14 protein-coding genes are annotated in these 16,951 nt (G+C 69.8%); 3 read left to right on the forward strand and 11 right to left on the reverse strand.

From position 1 onward, the window contains the following. Positions 1-20: 20 nt before the first annotated feature. Genes acnD through AC1RAA_RS13030 form a run of 3 tightly spaced genes read left to right on the forward strand, consistent with a single transcriptional unit; the run spans position 21 to position 4,701 of the window. Positions 21-2,615 carry a Fe/S-dependent 2-methylisocitrate dehydratase AcnD gene (gene acnD / locus AC1RAA_RS13020; protein WP_492728890.1) on the forward strand — a complete coding sequence of 865 codons (2,595 nt, stop codon included), beginning with the start codon at positions 21-23 and terminating at the stop codon, positions 2,613-2,615. A gap of 2 nt (positions 2,616-2,617) precedes the next feature. Further along, entirely contained in the window at positions 2,618-3,808 is a 1,191-nt protein-coding gene (gene prpF, locus AC1RAA_RS13025; protein WP_492728888.1) for a 2-methylaconitate cis-trans isomerase PrpF, read from the forward strand. Between the two features lie 29 nt (positions 3,809-3,837). Then, positions 3,838-4,701, forward strand: coding sequence for an isocitrate lyase/PEP mutase family protein (locus tag AC1RAA_RS13030; protein WP_095744092.1), 864 nt, complete (start codon positions 3,838-3,840; stop codon positions 4,699-4,701). 6 nt (positions 4,702-4,707) lie between these two features. Here AC1RAA_RS13030 and AC1RAA_RS13035 read toward each other — a convergent pair whose 3' ends face one another. The 11 genes from AC1RAA_RS13035 to AC1RAA_RS13085 form a co-directional block, all read right to left on the reverse strand. Continuing rightward, a complete protein-coding gene (locus AC1RAA_RS13035; RefSeq protein WP_070061574.1) occupies positions 4,708-5,442 on the reverse strand; it encodes an RNA polymerase sigma factor FliA in 735 nt (244 codons plus the stop codon). A gap of 25 nt (positions 5,443-5,467) precedes the next feature. Beyond that, the gene (locus AC1RAA_RS13040) at positions 5,468-6,271 is read right to left on the reverse strand and encodes a MinD/ParA family ATP-binding protein (RefSeq protein WP_492728885.1); all 804 of its coding nucleotides are present in this window, start codon (positions 6,269-6,271) and stop codon (positions 5,468-5,470) included. Positions 6,272-6,276: 5 nt separating this feature from the next. Next, positions 6,277-8,601, reverse strand: coding sequence for a flagellar biosynthesis GTPase FlhF (gene flhF, locus AC1RAA_RS13045; RefSeq protein WP_492728883.1), 2,325 nt, complete (start codon positions 8,599-8,601; stop codon positions 6,277-6,279). Continuing rightward, the gene (gene flhA, locus AC1RAA_RS13050; RefSeq protein WP_492728878.1) at positions 8,598-10,706 is read right to left on the reverse strand and encodes a flagellar biosynthesis protein FlhA; all 2,109 of its coding nucleotides are present in this window, start codon (positions 10,704-10,706) and stop codon (positions 8,598-8,600) included. Before flhA ends, flhF begins: the two co-directional genes overlap by 4 nt. Continuing rightward, entirely contained in the window at positions 10,703-11,845 is a 1,143-nt protein-coding gene (gene flhB / locus AC1RAA_RS13055; RefSeq protein ID WP_492728873.1) for a flagellar biosynthesis protein FlhB, read from the reverse strand. The genes flhA and flhB overlap by 4 nt, the downstream gene beginning before the upstream one ends. Positions 11,846-11,979: 134 nt before the next feature. Continuing rightward, positions 11,980-12,624: a protein phosphatase CheZ gene (gene cheZ / locus AC1RAA_RS13060; protein WP_062469395.1), complete on the reverse strand. Its 645-nt coding sequence runs from the start codon at positions 12,622-12,624 to the stop codon at positions 11,980-11,982. After that, positions 12,621-13,013, reverse strand: coding sequence for a chemotaxis response regulator CheY (gene cheY, locus AC1RAA_RS13065; protein WP_056582361.1), 393 nt, complete (start codon positions 13,011-13,013; stop codon positions 12,621-12,623). The genes cheZ and cheY overlap by 4 nt, the downstream gene beginning before the upstream one ends. Positions 13,014-13,050: 37 nt before the next feature. Then, entirely contained in the window at positions 13,051-14,142 is a 1,092-nt protein-coding gene (locus AC1RAA_RS13070) for a protein-glutamate methylesterase/protein-glutamine glutaminase (protein WP_083259225.1), read from the reverse strand. A gap of 2 nt (positions 14,143-14,144) precedes the next feature. Further along, positions 14,145-14,738, reverse strand: a complete 594-nt coding sequence (gene cheD / locus AC1RAA_RS13075; protein WP_492728871.1) for a chemoreceptor glutamine deamidase CheD — start codon at positions 14,736-14,738, stop codon at positions 14,145-14,147. Then, entirely contained in the window at positions 14,735-15,595 is an 861-nt protein-coding gene (locus AC1RAA_RS13080; RefSeq protein WP_492728869.1) for a CheR family methyltransferase, read from the reverse strand. The genes cheD and AC1RAA_RS13080 overlap by 4 nt, the downstream gene beginning before the upstream one ends. Positions 15,596-15,653: 58 nt before the next feature. Continuing rightward, positions 15,654-16,940 (reverse strand): EAL and HDOD domain-containing protein, encoded by a 1,287-nt coding sequence (locus AC1RAA_RS13085; RefSeq protein ID WP_492728866.1) that lies wholly within the window; start codon positions 16,938-16,940, stop codon positions 15,654-15,656. Positions 16,941-16,951 lie beyond the last annotated feature (11 nt).

Genomic DNA, 16,951 nt, shown 5'->3' on the forward strand with positions numbered 1-16,951 from the left:
TGCCGAGCGACAAGCGCCCCATGAACACCGACTACCGCAAGAACCTCCCCGGCACCGCGCTGGACTACTTCGATGCGCGCGCAGCCGTCGAAGCCATTCGCGCCGGCGCCTGGGCCACGATGCCCTACACCGCGCGCGTGCATGCTGAGAACCTCGTGCGCCGCTGCGACCCGGCGATCCTCGTGCAAAGCCTCACGCAACTCATCGAGCGCCGGCGCGACCATGACTTTCCGTGGTTCCCCGCGCGCGTGGTCTGCCACGACATCCTGGGCCAGACCGCGCTGGTCGACCTGGCCGGCCTGCGCGACGCCATCGCCGAACAGGGCGGCGACCCCTCGCAGGTGAACCCCGTGGTGCCGGTGCAGCTCATCGTCGACCACTCGCTGGCGGTGGAGTGCGGCGGCTTCGACCCCGATGCTTTCGCGAAGAACCGCGCCATCGAGGACCGGCGCAACGAAGACCGCTTTCACTTCATCGAATGGACGAAGCGGGCCTTCCGCAACATGGAGGTGATCCCGCCGGGGAACGGGATCATGCACCAGATCAACCTGGAGCGGATGTCGCCCGTCGTGCATGCGCAGGACGGCGTGGCCTACCCCGACACGCTGGTGGGCACCGACAGCCACACGCCACACGTCGATGCGCTGGGCGTGGTCGCCGTGGGCGTGGGCGGGCTCGAGGCCGAGAACGTGATGCTCGGCCGCGCCTCGTGGATGCGGCTGCCCGACATCGTCGGCGTGCGCCTCGCGGGCCGGCCGCAGCCGGGCATCACGGCCACCGACGTCGTGCTGGCGCTCACCGAGTTCCTGCGCGCGGCGAAGGTCGTGGGCGCCTACCTCGAGTTCCACGGCGAAGGCGCGGCCAGCCTCACGCTGGGCGACCGCGCGACCATCTCCAACATGGCGCCCGAGTACGGCGCCACCGCCGCGATGTTCGCCATCGACACGCAGACGCTCGACTACCTGCGCCTCACGGGCCGCGCCGACGAGCAGGTGCGCCTCGTCGAGGTCTATGCCAAGCAGGCGGGCCTGTGGGCCGACACGCTGAGCGACGTCGTGTACGAGCGCGTGCTGCAGTTCGACCTGTCGACGGTCGTGCGCAACATGGCCGGCCCGTCGAACCCGCATGCGCGCGTGGCCACCGCCGACCTCGCCGCGCGCGGCATCGCCGCCCCGTGGGACGACGTGCCCGGCCAGATGCCCGACGGCGCGGTGATCATCGCGGCCATCACCAGCTGCACCAACACCAGCAACCCGCGCAACGTGATCGCCGCGGGCCTGCTCGCGCGCAATGCCAACCGCGTGGGCCTGGCGCGCAAGCCGTGGGTCAAGACCTCGCTCGCGCCCGGCTCGAAAGCGGTGACGCTGTACCTGGAAGACGCGGGCCTGATGCGCGAGCTTGAACAGCTCGGCTTCGGCGTGGTCGCCTATGCCTGCACCTCGTGCAACGGCATGTCGGGCGCGCTCGACCCGGCCATCCAGCAGGAGATCGTCGATCGCGACCTGTACGCCACGGCCGTGCTTTCTGGCAACCGCAACTTCGACGGCCGCATCCACCCGTATGCGAAGCAGGCCTTCCTGGCCTCGCCGCCGCTGGTGGTGGCCTACGCCATCGCGGGCACGGTGCGCTTCGACATCGAGAAGGACGTGCTCACCGTCGTCGACGGTAAGGAGATTCGCCTGAAGGACCTCTGGCCGAGCGACGAAGAGATCGACGCCATCGTCAAGGCCAGCGTGAAGCCCGCGCACTTCCGCCAGGTGTACGAGCCGATGTTCGCAATCCAGCCCGACACGGGCGAGCAGGTCGCGCCGCTGTACGACTGGCGCCCCGCCTCCACCTACATCCGCCGCCCGCCCTACTGGGAAGGCGCACTGGCCGGCGAACGCACGCTGAAGGGCATGCGCCCGCTGGCGATCCTGCCGGACAACATCACGACCGACCACCTGTCACCATCGAACGCGATCCTGCTGGACAGCGCGGCCGGCCAGTACCTGCACCGCATGGGCCTGCCCGAGGACGACTTCAACTCCTACGCCACCCACCGCGGCGACCACCTCACGGCGCAGCGTGCCACCTTCGCCAACCCGACGCTGAAGAACGAGATGGTGCGCAAGGCCGACGGCACGGTGCACGCCGGATCTCTGGCGCGCGTGGAGCCCGAGGGCGAGGTGATGCGCATGTGGGAAGCCATCGAGACCTACATGTTGCGCAAGCAGCCGCTGATCATCGTGGCCGGCGCCGACTACGGCCAGGGCTCGTCGCGCGACTGGGCCGCCAAGGGCGTGCGGCTGGCCGGCGTGGAAGCGATCGCAGCCGAAGGCTTCGAGCGCATCCACCGCACCAACCTGATCGGCATGGGCGTGCTGCCGCTCGAATTCAAGCCGGGCACCAACCGCCTCACGCTCGGCTTGGACGGCACCGAGACCTACGATGTGACCGGCGCGCGCACCCCGCGCGCCGACCTCATGCTGGTCGTGCACCGCCGCAATGGCGAACGGCTCGACGTGCCCATGACCTGCCGCCTCGACACCGCCGAGGAGGTCTCCATCTACGAAGCCGGCGGGGTGCTGCAGCGTTTTGCCCAAGACTTCCTCGCCGCCACGAAAGCCGACTGACGATGCCGCACCTTCCGCAGATCAAGATCCCCGCCACCTACATGCGCGGCGGCACCAGCAAGGGCGTGTTCTTCCGCCTGCAGGACCTGCCCGAGGCCGCGCAGGTGCCGGGCAAGGCGCGCGATGCGCTGCTGCTGCGCGTGATCGGCAGCCCCGACCCCTATGGCAAGCAGATCGACGGCATGGGCGCCGCGACGTCGAGCACGAGCAAGACCGTCATCCTCTCGAAGAGCGAACGGCCCGGCCATGACGTGGACTACCTCTTCGGCCAGGTGTCGATCGACCGGCCCTTCGTCGACTGGAGCGGCAACTGCGGCAACCTCTCGTCGGCCGTGGGCCCGTTCGCGATCAGCAACGGCCTCATCGACGCGGACCGCGTGCCGCGCGATGGCGTGGCCGTCGTGCGCATCTGGCAGGCCAACATCGGAAAGACCATCGTCGCGCACGTGCCGATGACCGGCGGTGCGGTGCAGGAGACCGGCGACTTCGAACTCGACGGCGTGACCTTCCCCGCGGCCGAGGTGCAGCTCGAATTCATGGACCCCGCCGCCGAGGAAGACGGCGCGGGCGGCGCGATGTTCCCGACCGGGAACCTCGTCGACGACCTAGCCGTGCCCGGCGTCGGCACGCTGCAGGCCACGATGATCAACGCCGGCATCCCCACCGTCTTCGTGAACGCCGAGGCGCTCGGCTACACGGGCACCGAGCTGCAGGACGCGATCAACGGCGATGCCGCCGCGCTCGCCCGCTTCGAAGCCATCCGCGCGCATGGCGCGCTGCGCATGGGCCTCATCCGCACGCTCGACGAAGCGGCCAGCCGCCAACACACGCCCAAGGTCGCCTTCGTGGCCAAGCCCGCCGGCTACACCGCATCGAGCGGCAAGGCCGTGGCGGCCGGCGACATCGACCTGCTCGTGCGCGCGCTGTCGATGGGCAAGCTGCACCACGCCATGATGGGCACGGCGGCCGTGGCCATCGGCACGGCCGCCGCCATTCCCGGCACGCTGGTGAACCTCGCGGCCGGCGGCGGCGCACGCGAGGCCGTGCGCTTCGGCCACCCCTCGGGCACCTTGCGCGTGGGCGCGCAGGCCAGCCAGGTCGAGGGCGAGTGGCAAGTGACCAAGGCGGTGATGAGCCGCAGCGCCCGCGTACTGATGGAAGGCTGGGTCCGCGTGCCCGGCGACACCCTTTGAGCTTTCAGATCCATTCACAGGAAATCCCGATGTCGACTCGCAAGACCCTCCGTTCCCTGGCCGAGGCCCGCCGCGGCGTGCTGGTGCCGGGCGCTTTCAACGCGCTGTCGGCGCGCGTCATCGAAGACCTGGGCTTCGAGGCCATCTACGTCACCGGCGCGGGCGTCACCAACATGTGGTTCGGCCTGCCCGACCAGGGCTTCATGGGCCTGCACGAGATCGCCGACCACACGGCACGCATCCGCGACGCCGTGAACCTGCCGCTGATCGTCGATGCCGACACCGGCTTCGGCAACGCGCTGAACGTGCGCCACACGGTGCGCGTGCTGGAGCGCGCGGGCGCCGACTGCATCCAGTTCGAGGACCAGGTCGCGCCCAAGCGCTGCGGCCATTTCTCGGGCAAGGAGGTGATCTCCACCGAGGAAGCCGTCAACAAGATCAAGGCCGCCGTCGATGCCCGCACCGACCCCGACCTGCTCATCATGGCCCGCACCGACGCAGCCGCCACGCTGGGCTTCGAGGCCGCGATCGAGCGCGCGCAGAAGTTCAGCGAGGCCGGCGCCGACATCCTGTTCGTCGAGGCCGTGACCACGGCCGACGAGATCCGTGCGCTGCCGCAGCGCCTGCACAAGCCGCAACTCATGAACATGGTGATCGGTGGCAAGACGCCGATCTTCGGCGCCGAGGAACTCGGCGGCCTGGGCTACGGCATCGTTCTGTATGCCAACGCCGCGCTGCAGGGCGCGCTGGCCGGCATGCAGAAGGCGCTCACGGTGCTGCGCGACACGCGGCGTATGGACGAAGACCCGTCGCTGGTCGCGCCCTTCGCCGAGCGGCAGCGGCTGGTGCGCAAGCCCGAGCTCGATGCGCTCGACGCGCGTTACGCCAGCTAAGGTTCTCTACAGAGAGTCCTTCAGCTTCGCGCGCAAGCGGCTCACCGCCTGCCCGTGCAGCTGGCACACGCGCGACTGGCTCACTTCGAGCACCGCGCCGATCTCGCGCAGGTTCAGCTCTTCCTCGTAGTAGAGCTTGAGCAGCAACTGGTCGCGCTCGGGCAGCGCGCCAATGGCGTCCACCAGCTGGTGGCGAAAACCGCTTTCGAGCAGGCGCGCCAGCGGGTCGTCGAAGTCGCCGCGCCCCTTGCGCGCCTCCTGCGCATGCAGGTCGAGAAAGGGGTTGTCGGGGTCGCCCTTCGCGAAGTCTTCCACGTACAGCAGCTGGCAGCCCTGGATGTCCTGCAGCATCGACTGGTAGGTGTCCAGATCGACCTTCAGCTCCTTCGCGATCTCGCCTTCGGTGGGTGCGCGGCCCAGCCGGTGGCCCAGCGCCTGGATCGCCTTCTCGATGCCGCGCGCCGACTGGCGCAGCCCGCGCGAACCCCAGTCACTGGCGCGCAGCTCGTCGAGCATGGCGCCGCGGATGCGCTGGCTGACGAAGGTCTCGAACTGCGCGCCGCGGTGGTCCTGGTAGCGGCTCGATGCGTCGAGCAGGCCGAGCATGCCGGCCTGGATCAGGTCGTCGAGCTCCACGCTGGCCGGCAGCCGCGCCATCATCTGCAGCGCGATGCGGCGCACCAGCGGCTGGTGCTGTTCCAGCAGATGCGATTTCTCGATGGTGCCCTGTGCGGTGTACACGGCCGTCCGTCCTCGTGGTCGTGCCTCAGGCCGCGAGCGCCTGCGGGAACACGGCCGGCCGCGCGGGCGTGCGCCAGGTCCAGCGGCCCATGTCGTCGGCGATGGCGCGGAAATCGACCGCTGCCGCGCTGGCCGGAAAGGCCTCGACCACGGTCTGGCGCAGCCGCGCCGCATCAGCCAGCCAAGGGTCGGTGCGCACCCAGCCCACGGGCAGCAGCGACAGCGCGAGGTAGCGGCTGGCGGCCTGTGCGAGGTTGTGCATGACCTGCTGCGCGGTGCCCGCATCGGCCACGCCGTTGAGCAGGAAGCGCAGCTGCTTCAGCGCATGCGCACGGTGCAGGCGCTTGATGCCCGCGTAGGCCGAGGTGATGGCCGCCGGGTGCGGCTGCAGCACGAGCAGCAGTTCGTCGGCGCCCTGCGCCAGCGGCGACAGGCAGCCGTCGTCGTCGAAGGCCGCATCGACGAGCACGATGCCGCGCGGCCACAGCGTGCGCGGGTCGACGGTCGCGCCGGGCGATGCGGGCAGCACCTGCACGCCGCACACCGCGCTCGCAGCGGCCTGGCCGATGCGCAAGCGCCGACTCGCCACATCGGCCAGCGTGGCGCGCGGACCGAGCGCCCACACATCGCACACCGAGCGTCCCTTCGGGTGATGCTCATCAAGCAGCAGCACGTCCTTGCCCTGCTGCGCCAGCGCCGCGCCCAGGCTCATCGCGGCCGTGGTCGCGCCCGCGCCGGGGCCCATGCCCGCCACCGCGACGACGCGCACCGGCGCCTGCCCGAGCAGCCGGCGCAGCCCGTCGGCCTGGTCCGTGACGCGTGCGCTCATCGTCTTCAGCCCAGGCGTTCCAGCGCGCGCGGCGCTTGCGAAGGCGCTGCCGATTCGGTGCCCAGCGCATCGAGCAGCAGGAACAACTTGCCCACGCCCGCGTACAGCGCGCCGCCCGTCAGCGCGCGGCCGGCGCGCGTGGCGCGGCCCGTGAGCTGGCCCAGCAGCAGGCGCGTGCGATCGGCCCATTCGCCCTCGGCCTGCAGCAGGCGCCACACGGTGGTCGTGACCTGGCCGGCGACGAGCAGGCGCTTCATCATGTGCGGATCGCCGGGCTCGCCCATGCCGCCCACGAGCTGCACGCCGTCGCGCAGCAGGCGGAAGCACGGCTCGGCGTCGGCGGCCCAGCCCTGCCATTGCGCGAGCTGCGGTGCGTCGACCTCGCCGCCCAGGTTGGTGAGCACGCAGGTCTGCGACAGCAGCTTGCGGCTGCGCGCATCGACCACGCGCACGGCCACGCAGCGCAGCGTGGGCAGGGTGTCGCGATCGATGGCGTTACGTGGCAGCACCTCGACCTGCGCTTCGCATTGCAGCGCGGCCTTGCCGCGATAGCGCACGGGCCGTTCGGTCGCATCGTCGAACGCGAAGGCCAGGCGCGCGAGCGTGGTCGCGGCCCCGGTGTGCACATCCGTCACGGCCGTGCTGCCCGGCGCGCGCGCCAGCCACTGCATGCCTTCGGCCTGCCACGACAGCATCTGTTCGACCGCCGGCGGCTTGCCCAGCACATGCACGAGGCGCTTGCCGAGATCCTGTTGCTGCAGCCACTGCGCCTGACGCTGGCCCGGTGCGGCCGACTGGCGCGCCGCAGCGGTCGAAAGCCACTGGTTCGGCGCGGCCAGCGGCAGGCCGCTGCGGTCCGACAGCAGCAGGCTGCCGTGGCACACGTAGGCGTCGCCGCTGTCGGTCGCACGCAGGCCGACCTGCCCGGCCAGCGCGAGCACATGGGTGTCGCAACCCGCAGCCACCTCGCCGCGCGCGAACGCGGACAGATCGTGCAGCACGGCCTTGGCATCGACGGCCTCGTCACCGGCCTGACGCCACAGCGTGCGTGCGCCATCGAAGCCGATGTGCGCACCGGCCAGTGCGCCGGCGGTCGTCGCCAGCTCCTGCGCGTCGTGCGCCATCGCACGGATCAGGCTCTGGTAGCGCAAGCGCAGACGATCGGTCTCGCCCTGCGCCTGCGGCGAAGGCGTGGCCTCGTCGGGCAGGTCGGCTTCGGCCGGCACGAAGAGCGGGCTGTGCTGGCGCGGCTGGAACACGCTGTCCACCAGCTGCACGCGGTCGGCGCGCAGCAGGTTCTCGGGCACCTTCTGGCCGCCCGAGATGTAGTGCACCGGCAGGCGGTGGCGGATCACGGTGTCGATCAGCGCGCCCGGGTGGGTGGCCTCGTCGACCTTGGTGAAGATGCAGCCCGCCAGCGCATGGCCCTGGCGGTAGGCGTGCACCACCTCGTTGAGTGTGTCGCCGTGGCTGGTGGCGTTGAGCAGCAGCAGCCGCTTCACCGGCCGCTGGCTGCTGCCGAGCATGGCGATCTGCTCGGGCACGGCGCGGTCCCGCTGGCTCATGCCGACGGTGTCGATGAGCACCATGTGGCGGTCGCGTAGGTCGTGCAGCACCAGCTGCAGGTCGGCCGCGTCCTTCACGGCATGCACCGGCACGTTGAGGATCTGGCCGTAGATGCGCAGCTGCTCGTAGGCGCCGATGCGGTAGCTGTCGGTGGTGACGAGCGCGAGCTTGTCGGCGCCGAAGCGCATCACGCAGCGCGCCGCCAGCTTGGCGGTGGTGGTGGTCTTGCCGACGCCGGTCGGGCCCATCAAGGCGTAGACACCGCCCTGCGCGAACAGCGCGTCTTCGTCTTCATGCACCGGCACCGCGCGCACGAGCTCGGAGCGCACGAAGGCCATGCCGTCGGCGTAGCTCTGGCCCGTGGGCAACTTCTCGAGCATGGCCTTCGACAGGCGCGCGCTGAAGCCCGCGCCGAGCAGCGTGCGCAGCAGGCGACCGCGCACCGGGTCGCGGCGCTGGCTGTCGCTCCAGACCACGCTGGCGAGCTGTTCTTCGATCATGCCGCGCATCGAATGGAGTTCGCTGAGCACGGTGGGGTCGGCGGAAGCGGCCGTGGCAGGTGCGGCTGCGGGCACGGCGGCCTGCACCGTCTGCTGCACATCGCCCTCGGCCATGGCGACGATCTCGACGCCCTGCGCGGTGGCGCGGTGCGTGAGCACGATGGCCTCGGCGCCGAGCGATTCGCGCACCAGGCGCAGGGCCTCGCGGCCAGTGGCGGCGACGAATTTGCGTGCGGTGGTGCGCACGTCGGTCTGTGGATTCAAACGGCTCGTCCTCCAATGGCGGCGGTGATCTTGATGGTCCGGGCGTCAGGGATCTCGGCGTGCGAGAGCACCTTGAGCTGCGGCAGGCTGCGCCGCAAAAAGCGCGACAGCAGCACGCGCAGCGCGTGCTGCACGACCAGCACCGGTGCCAGCCCCATCTGCTCCTGGCGCACCATGGCGGCCTGCGCCTGCTTGAGCAGGTTGTCGGCAATGCCCGGCTCGATGCCGCTGCTGTTGTTCAGGGCCTGCTGCAGCACGCTGTCGAGCGAGCTGTCCAGGCCGATCACCTGCATCTCCTCGTCGCCCGGGAACAGCTGCTGCGTGATGGCGCGACCCAGCGCCAGGCGCGTGAGCGTGGTGAGCTCGGTCGGGTCTTTCACCGTGGGCGCGTGCTCGGCCATCACGTCCAGGATGGTGCGCATGTCGCGGATCGGCACTTCTTCGTCGAGCAGGTTCTGCAGCACCTTGTGCAGCGTGCTCAGCGACAGCACCTTGGGCACCAGGTCTTCGGTGAGCTTGGGCGCGGTCTTGGCGATCTGGTCGAGCAGTTGCTGCACTTCCTGGCGGCCCAGCAGCTCGGCCGCGTGGGTGTGGATCAGGTGGTTCAGGTGCGTGGCCATCACGGTGCAGGCATCGACCACGGTGTAGCCGTACACCTGCGCCTGCTGGCGCAGGCTGGCGTCGATCCAGGTGGCCTCCAGGCCGAAGGCCGGGTCGCGCGTGGGCGTGCCGGTCAGCGCGCCCGTCACCTGGCCGGGGTTGATCGCCATCCACTGGTTGGGAAAAGCTTCGCCGCGGCCGATCTCCACGTCCTTCAGGCTGATGACGTAGGCGTTGGGCTTGATCTCCAGGTTGTCGCGGATGTGGACCACCGGCACCAGGAAGCCCAGCTCCTGCGCGATCTTCTTGCGGATGCTCTTGATGCGGCCCAGCAGCTCGCCCTGCTGCGACTGGTCCACCAGCGGAATCAGCCGGTAGCCGACCTGCATGCCCAGCGGATCGACCATGGCCACGTCGTCCCAGGTGGCTTCGGCCTGCTCGGCCGAGGCCGGCACGCCCGCTCCTTGCGTGGCGGCGGCCGCGGCGGCCTGTTGCGCGGCCGCCTGCGGCTTGCGCTGCACCAGCCGCTTGCCGAGCCACACCAGGCCGCCCGCGATCAGCAGGAAAGCCAGGTTCGGCATGCCCGGGATCATGCCCAGCAGGCCGACGATGCCGGCCGTGAGGAACAGCACCTGCGGGTTGGAAAAGAGCTGGCCCGTGAGCTGGCTGCCCACGTCCTCGTCGGTGGTCACGCGCGACACGATCACGCCGGCCGCGGTGGAGATCACCAGCGCCGGAATCTGCGCCACCAGGCCGTCGCCGATGGCCAGCAGCGTGTAGGTCTTGCCGGCCGTGGAGAAGTCGAGCCCGTGCTGCAGCATGCCGACCACGAGGCCGCCGATGATGTTGATCACCATGATGAGCAGGCCCGCGATGGCGTCGCCGCGCACGAACTTGCTGGCGCCGTCCATCGAGCCGTAGAAGTCGGCCTCCTGCGCCACCTCGGCGCGGCGCTTGCGGGCGATCTCTTCGCCGATCAGGCCGGCGTTGAGGTCGGCGTCGATCGCCATCTGCTTGCCCGGCATCGCATCGAGCATGAAGCGCGCGCCCACCTCGGCGATGCGGCCCGCGCCCTTGGTGATCACCATGAAGTTGATGAGCACGAGGATGATGAACACCATCACGCCCACCGCGAAGTTGCCGCCCACCAGGAAGTGGCCGAAGGCCTCGATCACCTTGCCGGCCGCGTCGGGCCCGGTGTGGCCGTGCATGAGCACCACGCGCGTGGAGGCCACGTTGAGCGACAGGCGCAGCAGCGTCGAGAACAGCAGCACCGCCGGGAAGGCCGCGAAGTCCAGCGCCTTCATGGTGTACATGCTCACCAGCAGCACCATCACCGACAGTGCGATGTTGAAGGTGAACAGCAGGTCGAGCAGGAAGGGCGGCAGCGGCAGCACCATCATGCTCAGGATGAGGATGATGAGGATCGGGCCCGCCAGCCCCTTGAACTGCGAGCCGGAGAAGATCCGCGCCGGCAGGCGCATCAGGTCGTTCAATCCGTTCATGCCACCGCCGGCGCGTACTGCAGGTCGGCCGGCACCGGCAGGTCGGTCGGCGTGCGCGGCGCCTCGCCGCCCTCGCTGTTCCAGCGCTTGAGCTGGTACACCCAGGCGAGCACCTCGGCCACGGCGGTGTACAGCCCCGCCGGAATCTCCTCGCCCAGCTTCGTGTGCCGGTACAGCGCGCGCGTGAGCGGCGGCGCCTCCAGGATCGCGACCTTGTGTTCCTTGGCCATCTCGCGGATGCGCGCGGCCACCAGCTCGGTGCCCTTGGCGACCACGCGGGGCGCGCGCATGTCGCTGTCCAGGTACTGCAGCGCGACGGCGAAGTGCGTCGGGTTGGTGAGCACGATGTCGGCCTTGGGCACCTCGGCCATCATGCGGCGGCGCGCCATCTGCTGCTGTTGCCGGCGGATCTGCGCCTTGATGTGCGGATCGCCTTCGCTTTCCTTGTGCTCCTGGCGCACGTCCTCGCGCGACATGCGCAGCTTGCGGTAGTAGTTCCAGAGTTGAAACGGCACGTCGACGAGCGCGACGAGGAAGAGCGTGGCGGCGATCAGCGCGCAGTGCTTGGCCACCAGCACCAGTGCATGCGGCAGCGCCTCGTGCGCGGGCTGCGACATGAGCGCCATCACGGCCTCGATGTCGTCCACGATGACCCACCACGCCACGCCGCCGATCAGCGCCGACTTGGCCAGCGCCTTCACGAGTTCGGCCAGCGCCTGCGCCGAGACCATGCGGCCGATGCCGGCCAGGGGATTGAGCTTGCCGAAGTTGGGCGCGACGGCCTTGCCGGAGAACATCCAGCCGCCGAGCATCAGCGGCGCCGCCACGGCGGCCACGACCATCATGGCGAACAGCGGCCCGATGGCCATGAGTGCATGCAGCACCATGAGCCCGCTCTGCGAGAGCATGTGCGCGGGGTCGAAGGCGCTGGCGCGTTCGAACTGCAGGCCGCGGCGCAGCGCGCCGCTCAGGCTCGCGCCGAGCGACTCGGCCGCCAGCCACAGGCCGGCGCTCGCGGTGGCGAGCATGACGAAGGTGGTGAGCTCGCGCGAACGGGCCACGTTGCCTTCCTCGCGCGCCTTCTCCAGGCGCCGCTCGGAGGCGGGTTCCGTTTTCTCGAGATCGCTTTCCTCAGCCATTCATGCTCCGAACCAGCACTGGCGAAGTACGCCTTGCCCAGAACCAAATTATTGGATCCGGTGGTGCGGAACAATCTGCCGATCAGGGCCGGTATCGCCCTGCAATTCGGCCAATCAAGCAGGCTGCAAGCGGCTCAGAACCCGAGGCTCTCCAGCAGGTCGTCGACCTGTGCCTGGTCGGTCACGGCGTCGGGGTTACCCGGCTTCACCTGCGGCCCGTTCTGCAGGCTCTGCACGGCCTCGTGGCGCTTCTCGGGCGGCGAGTTGTCGATCAGTACCTGCAGCAGCTGCGTCTCGACGTCGTTGACGACCTCCATCATCTTCTTGATGACCTGGCCGGTGAGGTCCTGGAAGTCCTGCGCCATCAGGATCTCCATGAGCTGCGTGTTGATGGCGCTGGCGCGCTGGGGCACGTCGTTCAGGTAGCCGCGTGTGTCCAGCACAAGCTCGCGCGCCTGGTCGAGTTCGATCGGGTTCTCGAACCACTGGTCCCAGCGCTGCGTCAGGGCCTTCGCGTCGGTGGCCAGGGCTTCCTGCAGCGGCTGCGCCACGTCGATGGCGTTGAGCGCGCGGTGCGCCGCGCGCTCGGTGGTGGCCGCCACGTAGTTGAGGCGGTCGCGCGCATCGGGAATGGCCTGCGCGGCCTTGGCCACCTGCTTGTCCAGGCCCAGCTCGCGCAGGCCTTCGCGCAGCTGGCGCGTGAGGTGGCCGATGCGGCCCAGCAGTTCCTCGGTGGTGTTGTTGGTGGCGTCTGCCGCGCCGGCGGTGTCCTGGCTCATGCCTTGGCCAGCTTCTCGAAGATCTTGGTGATCTTCTCTTCCAGCGTCGCCGCGGTGAAGGGCTTCACCACGTAGCCGTTGGCGCCGGCCTGTGCGGCCGCGACGATGTTCTCCTTCTTGGCCTCGGCCGTGACCATCAGCACCGGCAGCGTCTTCAGCTCGGGGTCGGCGCGGATGGTCTGCAGCATGGTCAGGCCGTCCATGTTGGGCATGTTCCAGTCGGAGACCACGAAGCCGAAGCTGCCGCCGCGCAGCTTCTCCAGGCCGGCCACGCCGTCCTCGGCCTCGTCGACGTTGAGGAACTCCAGCTCCTTCAACAGGTTGCGCACGATGCGCCGCATGGTCGGGAAGTCATCCACCACCAGGATCTTGATGCTCTTGTCGATCACGATTTTTTCCAGCTCCACAGGTCGTTGTTCAAACTCGTCATACCCGGTTCGCACGTTCACCGAACGTGCGAAGGTGCGCCATCACGCGGCGACTGATCTCGTTCAGCGGCGACACCTCGTCCACCGCGCCCAGCGCCACCGCCTCGCGCGGCATGCCGAAGACCACGCAGCTGGCCTCGTCCTGCGCCAGCGTGTGCGCGCCCGCGCGCCGCATGCGCAAGAGGCCCTCGGCGCCGTCCTTGCCCATGCCGGTGAGGATGATCCCGATGGCGTTCTTGCCCGCGTGCTTGGCGGCCGAATCGAACAGCACGTCGATCGACGGCCGGTGGCGGTTCACGGGCGGCTCCTGGTCCAGGTGCGCCACGTAGTTGGCGCCGCTGCGCGCCAGCGACAGGTGAAAGCCGCCCGGCGCGATGTAGGCATGGCCCGGCAGCACGCGCTCGCCCTGCTCCGCCTCCTTCACGCGGATGCGGCACAGGCCGTCCAGGCGCTGCGCGAAGGAGCGCGTGAAGCCGGCCGGCATGTGCTGCGCGATGAGCACCGCGGGCGCGTCGGGCGGCAGCGGCTGCAGCACCTCGCGGATGGCCTCGGTGCCGCCGGTGGAGGCGCCGATGATGAGCAGCTTCTCGGTGCTCAGCAGCGGGCTGCGCAGCAGCGCCTCAGGCGCGGCCTCGTGGGCGGGGCGCGCTGCAGTGGCGGCAGGCCGGGCAGGCAGCAGCCGCGCACTGGCCGCCGTGCGGATCTTGCCGGCGATGAGTTCGGTGTAGTTGAGCAGGCCGTCGCGCACGCCCAGGCGCGGCTTGGTCACGAAGTCGATGGCGCCCAGCTCCAGCGCGCGCAGCGCGATCTCCGAGCCGCGCTCGGTGAGCGAGGACACCATGACCACCGGCATCGGCCGCAGGCGCATGAGCTTCTCGAGAAACTCCAGGCCGTCCATGCGCGGCATTTCCACGTCGAGCGTGAGCACGTCGGGGTTCGTGACCTTGATGAGGTCGCGCGCCACCAGCGGGTCGGCCGCGGTGCCGACCACGGTCATGTCGCTCTGGCTGTTGATGATCTCGCTCATCACGCTGCGGATCAGCGCCGAATCGTCGACGCAGAGCACCTTGATCTTTTTCTTGCTTGGCAGGCTCACCGGCTTCCTTTGGTTCTGTCGATCTCGTGCGGCGCGGCGGGCACCGACAGCCGGCGCAGCAGCTCGCCTTCGTCGCGGCGCACCCGCAGCACCTCGGTCTGTGCGCGCAGGCGGCGCACCACGGCCTTGCCGCTCTCGGGCAGGAAGCACACGCGGCGCGCGTGCGGTCCGCGCAGGTCCTGTGCCGCCACTTCGATGCGTTCCGCCTCCAGGTAGCGCAGCACGAAGTCGGCGTTGCGGTCGCCGATGTTGAGCGTGGTCATGCCGGCCAGCACCGCGCCGCCGCCGAACACCTTGGCCTGCAGCCGCTCGCGCCGCGCACCCGCGCGCACCAGTTCGCGCACCAGCACGTCCATGGCGAAGGCGCCGTAGCGCATCGAGCCGCCGCCGGGCTCGCCGTCGTCGGGCAGCATGAAGTGGTTCATGCCGGCCACGCCCGCCTGCGCGTCGCGCAGGCAGGCGGCCACGCAGGAGCCGAGCACGGTGCTCAGCACGGTGTGGTCGGTGGTCACGTAGTACTCGGAGGGCAGCAGCTTGACGGCCATGCGCCCGACATCGCGGTCGAAGTAGTGATGGCTTGCCAGGCTCATGCGAGGCCCGGCGTGCGCGACAGCTCGTACACGGTCTGCCCCAGCGGCCGGAAGGCCGGGTTGACGAGCGAGGCGTTCTCGGAGTGCCCGGCGAACAGCAGGCCGCCCGGCTTGAGCAGCGGCGCGAAGCGGTCGAGCACCTTCTTCTGCGTCGGCTTGTCGAAGTAGATCATCACGTTGCGGCAGAAGATCGCGTCCACCGGCTCCTTCACCGACCAGGCGCTGTCCAGCAGGTTGACGCGCGAGAACTTCACCAGCGTGGCCACCTCGGGCCGCACGCGCACCTTGCCGGCGTTGGTGCCGGTGCCCTTGTTGAAGAAGCGCCGCAGCCGCTCGGGCGACAGGCGCCGCACCTGCTCGGTGGTGAAGACGCCGGTGGCGGCCTTGGCCAGCACCGCCGTGTCGATGTCGCTGGCGATGACGCGGGCCGAGCCGGCGCGCTCGCCCAGGGCTTCCATCAGCGTGATGGCGATCGAGTACGGCTCCTCGCCCGTCGAGGCGGCGGCGCACCACACGGTGACCGGGCCCGGGCGCTTGCGCACATGGTCGGCCAGCGTGGGAAAGTGGTGCGCCTCGCGAAAGAACGAGGTCAGGTTGGTGGTGAGCGCGTTGATGAACAGCTGCCACTCGTCGCCGTCGTGGCGCGCCTCGAGCTGGTCCAGGTACGACGCGAACGCCGGCAGCTGCAGCTCGCGCAGGCGCCGCGACAGCCGGCTGTACACCATCTGCCGCTTCTGCTCGCCCAGGGCGATGCCGGCGCGGCGATGGATGAGGGTCCGGATTCTGGAGAAGTCGTGGTCGGTAAAGTGGAACTCGGTCGTCACAGCCAGCCTGGAAGCGTGACTTTCAATGGTCACGGAAACCGCCGTTTCCAATCGGCCGATCAGACGCGCAAAAGCCTTGCATTTCCGGGGGTCAGGCGGGTGGCGCGGTCACGGCCGGGCCGGCGTCGAGCGCCCACACCAGCGCCGACAGCTGCGCGGCGTTGACCTGCGCGGCGCTCAAAAAGAGCGCCTCCGACAGGCGCGCCGCACGGCCGTCGTCGGTCTCGCAGCTTTCGGCCAGCGCCACGAAGGGGCCGTAGACGCCGCTGCGCGAAAGAATCGCCTGCTGCACCGCCTCGGTGAGCTGCACCTTGCGCAGCACGCCTTCCATCGGCACGCCCAGCAGCTGGTCGAGCAGCGAGAACATGCCCGCGACGAACAGGTTGTCGGCCTCGCCGGGCGGCAGCATGCCCTGCCCCATCAGCTCGACAAAACGCCCGCGCAGGATGGCCTTCTTCATCATGAAGGGCGAGCTGACCTTGTTGCTGGTGGCCAGCAGCAACGACAGCCAGCGGTACAGCGGCGAATAGCCGAGCATCGCGACGGCATGGCGCAGCGAGTGGATCTCCACCGCCAGGCCGACCGAGGGCGAGTTGATGTAGCGCAGCAGCCGGTAGGTAAGCGCCGCGTCGTGCTTGAGCGCGCCCTCGATGGCGCGCACGTCTTCGTTGCGCAGGATCATCTGCATCAGGTGCACGATGAGCTGCGACTCGGGCTGCAATGCGTCGGCGCTGTCGCGCGCCGGCGGCAGGCGCACGGCGCCGTCGACGAACACTTGCACGCCGCGCGCGGCGCAAGCCTCGAACTCGGCCCAGTTCGCCACACGCGCGGCGATGGGCGCCGGGCCGGCGGGCGACACGTCCGCCAGCTGGGAGGGCAGCACCTCGCGGTGCGTGACGATGGCGCGCAGCTCGTCGTCGTCCGGCAGTGCGACGCCGCCGCACAACATGAAGCCGAAGCCCTGCTCGCGCAGGAACAACAGGATGGAGCGCATGTCGGCGTCCATCAGCTCGTCGGCCTTCATGCACAGCACGACGTTGCGCGGCGGCAGCGACTGCAGCTCGCTCTGGAACAGCGCATCGACCGTGACGTCGACGAACACCATCTGCCCGCCCAGCAGCCAGCCGTGGCCGCCGGGGTTCAGGTGCAGGCCCAGCGTGTCCATGAGCGCCTTGACGCCGGCCGCCGCACCCGCGTCGGTGCCCTGCCCCGCCGCGCGCCAGGCCATGCGGTAGCCGACCACGCGGCGCTTGCCGTCTAGCAGCATGGCATAGGCCACATGGCCGTCGGCGCCCACGGCGGGCGTGATGGCGGGCGTTGTGTCGGCTTGCGCGCCGTTGCCGTCGACGCCGGGGCGCCGGAAGAAATCGAACCTCATGCGGCCGTCCC

The organism is Variovorax sp. GW823-FHT04F07, from assembly GCF_058795995.1.

Coding starts and splice junctions, on each gene's coding strand:
- cheZ (WP_062469395.1), bottom strand. CDS start 12,624: ATGAGCCAGGACACCGCCGGCGCGGCAGACGCCACCAACAACACCACC.
- flhB (WP_492728873.1), bottom strand. CDS start 11,845: ATGGCTGAGGAAAGCGATCTCGAGAAAACGGAACCCGCCTCCGAGCGG.
- flhA (WP_492728878.1), bottom strand. CDS start 10,706: ATGAACGGATTGAACGACCTGATGCGCCTGCCGGCGCGGATCTTCTCC.
- acnD (WP_492728890.1), top strand. CDS start 21: ATGAACACCGACTACCGCAAGAACCTCCCCGGCACCGCGCTGGACTAC.
- AC1RAA_RS13030 (WP_095744092.1), top strand. CDS start 3,838: ATGTCGACTCGCAAGACCCTCCGTTCCCTGGCCGAGGCCCGCCGCGGC.
- AC1RAA_RS13040 (WP_492728885.1), bottom strand. CDS start 6,271: ATGAGCGCACGCGTCACGGACCAGGCCGACGGGCTGCGCCGGCTGCTC.
- prpF (WP_492728888.1), top strand. CDS start 2,618: ATGCCGCACCTTCCGCAGATCAAGATCCCCGCCACCTACATGCGCGGC.
- cheD (WP_492728871.1), bottom strand. CDS start 14,738: ATGAGCCTGGCAAGCCATCACTACTTCGACCGCGATGTCGGGCGCATG.
- AC1RAA_RS13085 (WP_492728866.1), bottom strand. CDS start 16,940: ATGAGGTTCGATTTCTTCCGGCGCCCCGGCGTCGACGGCAACGGCGCG.